Below are 3,003 nucleotides of genomic sequence, written 5' to 3' on the forward strand. Positions count from 1 at the left end.
ACGTCGAGGTCTTTCGGATGGATGGCGTAGGAACCTCCATCGTCGGGAGACCTCGACGTCTATCTGCGGACCGACGCGCCCGGCCGACCTACACCTTCATCTGGGAAGAGCCATCAAGCCACCCATGCGCGGCACCTCGCAGGGCCGGTCGGTTCGTTTCGGTTTCGTTATTTGACCAGGGCGAATAGCCGTTCTGGATGTCGGTAGCAGGCGTTTGTCGTGTCCGTGACCGGCAGGCCGGCGAGGTGGATGAGGCCGATCGCGACCGAGCGCAGCAGGGTCCACAAGCGAGTGGTGTTCTCGCGGCGGGTCGTGTGCCGGTCTTCGTTGAACACGACGTCGCGGATCCAGTGCAGCCGGTTCTCGATGCCCCACCGGGCCCGGATCGTGGCGGCGATCTCGGTTCCGGTGGCGTCGCGGGGTCCGAGACTGGTCACGTAGAACAGCGTCGCGGTCGATGTCTCACCTCCCGGCGTGGTGGCCTGGCGCGTCGAGGTCACCCGGATCGCTTGCCGCGCGTCGGGCAGCGAGAGGCGGCCGGCCGATCCGGTGGCAGGGCGGGTGATCTCCACGACCTGGTAGACGCGGTCTTCGTCCCGCCCGTGCCGACGTTCGCGAGTGCGCGCCGCGACCGGGACCTGCTTCCAGGGGATGTCGGTGACCTCGGCGTGCAGGATCGCGCGGTTGGCCTTGACCGGCACGATGTAGTGGGCGCCGCGCGCCCTCAGATACGCGGCAGACGCCTTGACCGTGTGCAGGGCGTCGCCGGTCACGACCCAGCCCGCGATCGAGCCGATCTGGTCCAGCGCGGTGACCGCAGCGGCGATCTCTCCGCCCTTGCCCTGTTCGGCCGGGACCTCGGCCGTGGCCAGAACCACGCCCGGGTCCGGCGCGAAGACCGCCAGCTGCATCGGCGCCCGCCGGTCGCCGTCGTGCCGGGCACCACGCAGCGCTTTGCCGTCCAGGGCGACATGCACCCGCTGGTCCGGATCAGCCTGCGCGACCAGACGATCGGCCATCCAGGCCAGCATCGCCTCGCTCACGCACCCCATGTCTACCCGGCCGGTCAGGTCCGTCAGCGTCGAGCGAGCCGGCAGCCCGCGCGCGAACCCGAGCCCGACCACGACCGCTACCTCCAGATCACCAGCCCAGGCCACCGTCGTGCGCATCGTGCGGCACCCGGCCAGCGTGGCCAGCACCAGCAGCGCAAGCATCGAGGCCAGCGGGTACCTACGCCCTTCCGGACGCCGCGGATCGCTCACCCGCTCCAGCACCTCGACCAGCGAAGACACCGCCGCCCGAACCTCCAGAACCTCACCAAGCCGATCGGTCTCAAGCTGGTAGCGATCAGCAGCACGAATCAGGGAAGATGGCAGCACCGGGCGTGGTCCTCTCGGCGGGACGGTCAGCGTAGGAACTGCCATCCTCGCAGGTCAGGGCCACGCCCGACCCATCTCACCTACCGAGAACCGACCGGCCCTGGGCACCTCGTCCATGACCGGGATCACAACGACGGCGCGACCGATTGGGGCAGCGAGTGGCGAAGGGGGCGGTGAAGCATCCCGGCGATCGCGGACTCTCATCACCCAAATCACTGCACGATAGGAGAACCCAACAGTCACAAGCGCGGCGATTCCAACGGCGACCGCGGAGTAGTAGTCACCCACCTGACGGCCTGAAGTAGGTCAGTAGCGTCTTCTTCAGATGCCAAACCAGTTCCAGTCCATCGGCATCGTCGCTGGGGTAGATCCAACGCCAATCGCTGTGCTCTTCCGGGTTAATCACCACCGGTGAGTCAAGCTCACTTGTCATCATGTACGTGACAGTTGTGAACGTGATCTGACGGCCTTTCGTGTCTAGATTTGTGAATCGACTCAACTCTTCGCCAGCGCTCGCGTGGATACCAGTTTCCTCAAGGACTTCACGTTCGGCGGCCTCACGTGAGGTTTCGCCATTCTCCACACTCCCGCCGGGCACATCCCACTGGCCGCCGAGGTATGACCCGTGCTCCCGGCGCAACACGAGCAACTTTCCATCTCGAACGATCAAGCCATGGGCAATCCACCGACTCTCGGTCATGACAACCACCTTTCTACCGCCGATGCGGAACGCTCTGCACCCAAGCCGCCGGGACTGCTGCACGAGTAGGTGACATCTGATCTGGCTTGCCCGCGTGGTGGGCCTGGAAGGATGTTGCTGTGCCCAAGCCCTACCCGAGTGAATTCCGTGACGACGTCGTGCGCGTCGCTCAGAACCGCGAGCCCGGAGTCACGATCGAGCAGATCGCGAAAGACTTCGGTGTTCATCCGATGACGCTGCAGAAGTGGCTCCACCGCGCCAAGGTCGAGGAGGGCACGGCGCCGGGTCAGTCCCAGTCCGAGGCGGCGGAGATCCGTGAGCTGCGGAAGCGGAACCGGCTGCTGGAGCAGGAGAACGAGGTGCTGCGACGGGCGGCGGCGTATCTGTCGCAGGCGAACCTGCCGGGAAAAGGTTCTACCCGCTCGTGACGGAGCTCGCCACCGCAGGGATTCCTGTGACGGTGACGTGTCGGGTGCTCAAGCTCTCTCGCCAGCCCTACTACCGGTGGCTGGCGAACCCCATCACCGAGAGCGAGGTGGTGGAGGCGTATCGCGCGAATGCACTGTTCGATGCTCACAAGGACGACCCGGAGTTCGGGCACCGGCTCCTCGCCGATGAAGCCGCAGACGCAGGTGAGGCGATGTCGGACCGGACCGCGTGGCGGATCGCGTCGAGCAACGGCTGGTTCAGCGCGTTCGGGAAGCACAAGCGGGGTAAGGGCCGCCGGCCCGGCCCGCCGGTCCACGACGACCTCTGCGCGGTGGTCGACGAGGACGGCAGGACTCGGCATGTGTTCGCCGCCGAGGCACCGAACGAGCTCTGGCTCACGGACATCGAGCGCTGCGAAGCGCTGCTGAACCTTGCGGTGATGGAAGGGCACCGCTCTCGGTCCGTCGCAGCGGGCTGAGGAAGCTGGAGGACGGT

Annotated in this window: 4 protein-coding genes; 2 read left to right on the plus strand and 2 right to left on the minus strand. The window is 66.4% G+C overall.

The annotated features are described in order from the left end of the window. Window positions 1–167: 167 nt before the first annotated feature. Together APR04_RS30175 and APR04_RS30180 are read right to left on the minus strand one after the other, a co-directional pair. A complete protein-coding gene (locus APR04_RS30175) occupies window positions 168–1,292 on the minus strand; it encodes an ISAs1 family transposase (protein ID WP_253878325.1) in 1,125 nt (374 codons plus the stop codon). Between the two features lie 367 nt (window positions 1,293–1,659). Next, on the minus strand, window positions 1,660–2,079 hold the full coding sequence (locus APR04_RS30180; RefSeq protein ID WP_253878327.1) for an NUDIX hydrolase: 420 nt from the start codon (window positions 2,077–2,079) through the stop codon (window positions 1,660–1,662). Between the two features lie 119 nt (window positions 2,080–2,198). On the opposite strand from APR04_RS30180, the gene APR04_RS30185 reads away from it, so the two are divergent. Together APR04_RS30185 and APR04_RS30190 are read left to right on the plus strand one after the other, a co-directional pair. Further along, complete coding sequence (locus APR04_RS30185; protein WP_253878329.1) at window positions 2,199–2,507, plus strand: transposase; 309 nt, start codon at window positions 2,199–2,201, stop codon at window positions 2,505–2,507. Then, window positions 2,504–2,986: a hypothetical protein gene (locus APR04_RS30190; RefSeq protein ID WP_253878331.1), complete on the plus strand. Its 483-nt coding sequence runs from the start codon at window positions 2,504–2,506 to the stop codon at window positions 2,984–2,986. Before APR04_RS30185 ends, APR04_RS30190 begins: the two co-directional genes overlap by 4 nt. Window positions 2,987–3,003 lie beyond the last annotated feature (17 nt).

Source organism: Promicromonospora umidemergens (assembly GCF_024171995.1).
Taxonomy (GTDB): Bacteria; Actinomycetota; Actinomycetes; order Actinomycetales; family Cellulomonadaceae; genus Promicromonospora; species Promicromonospora umidemergens.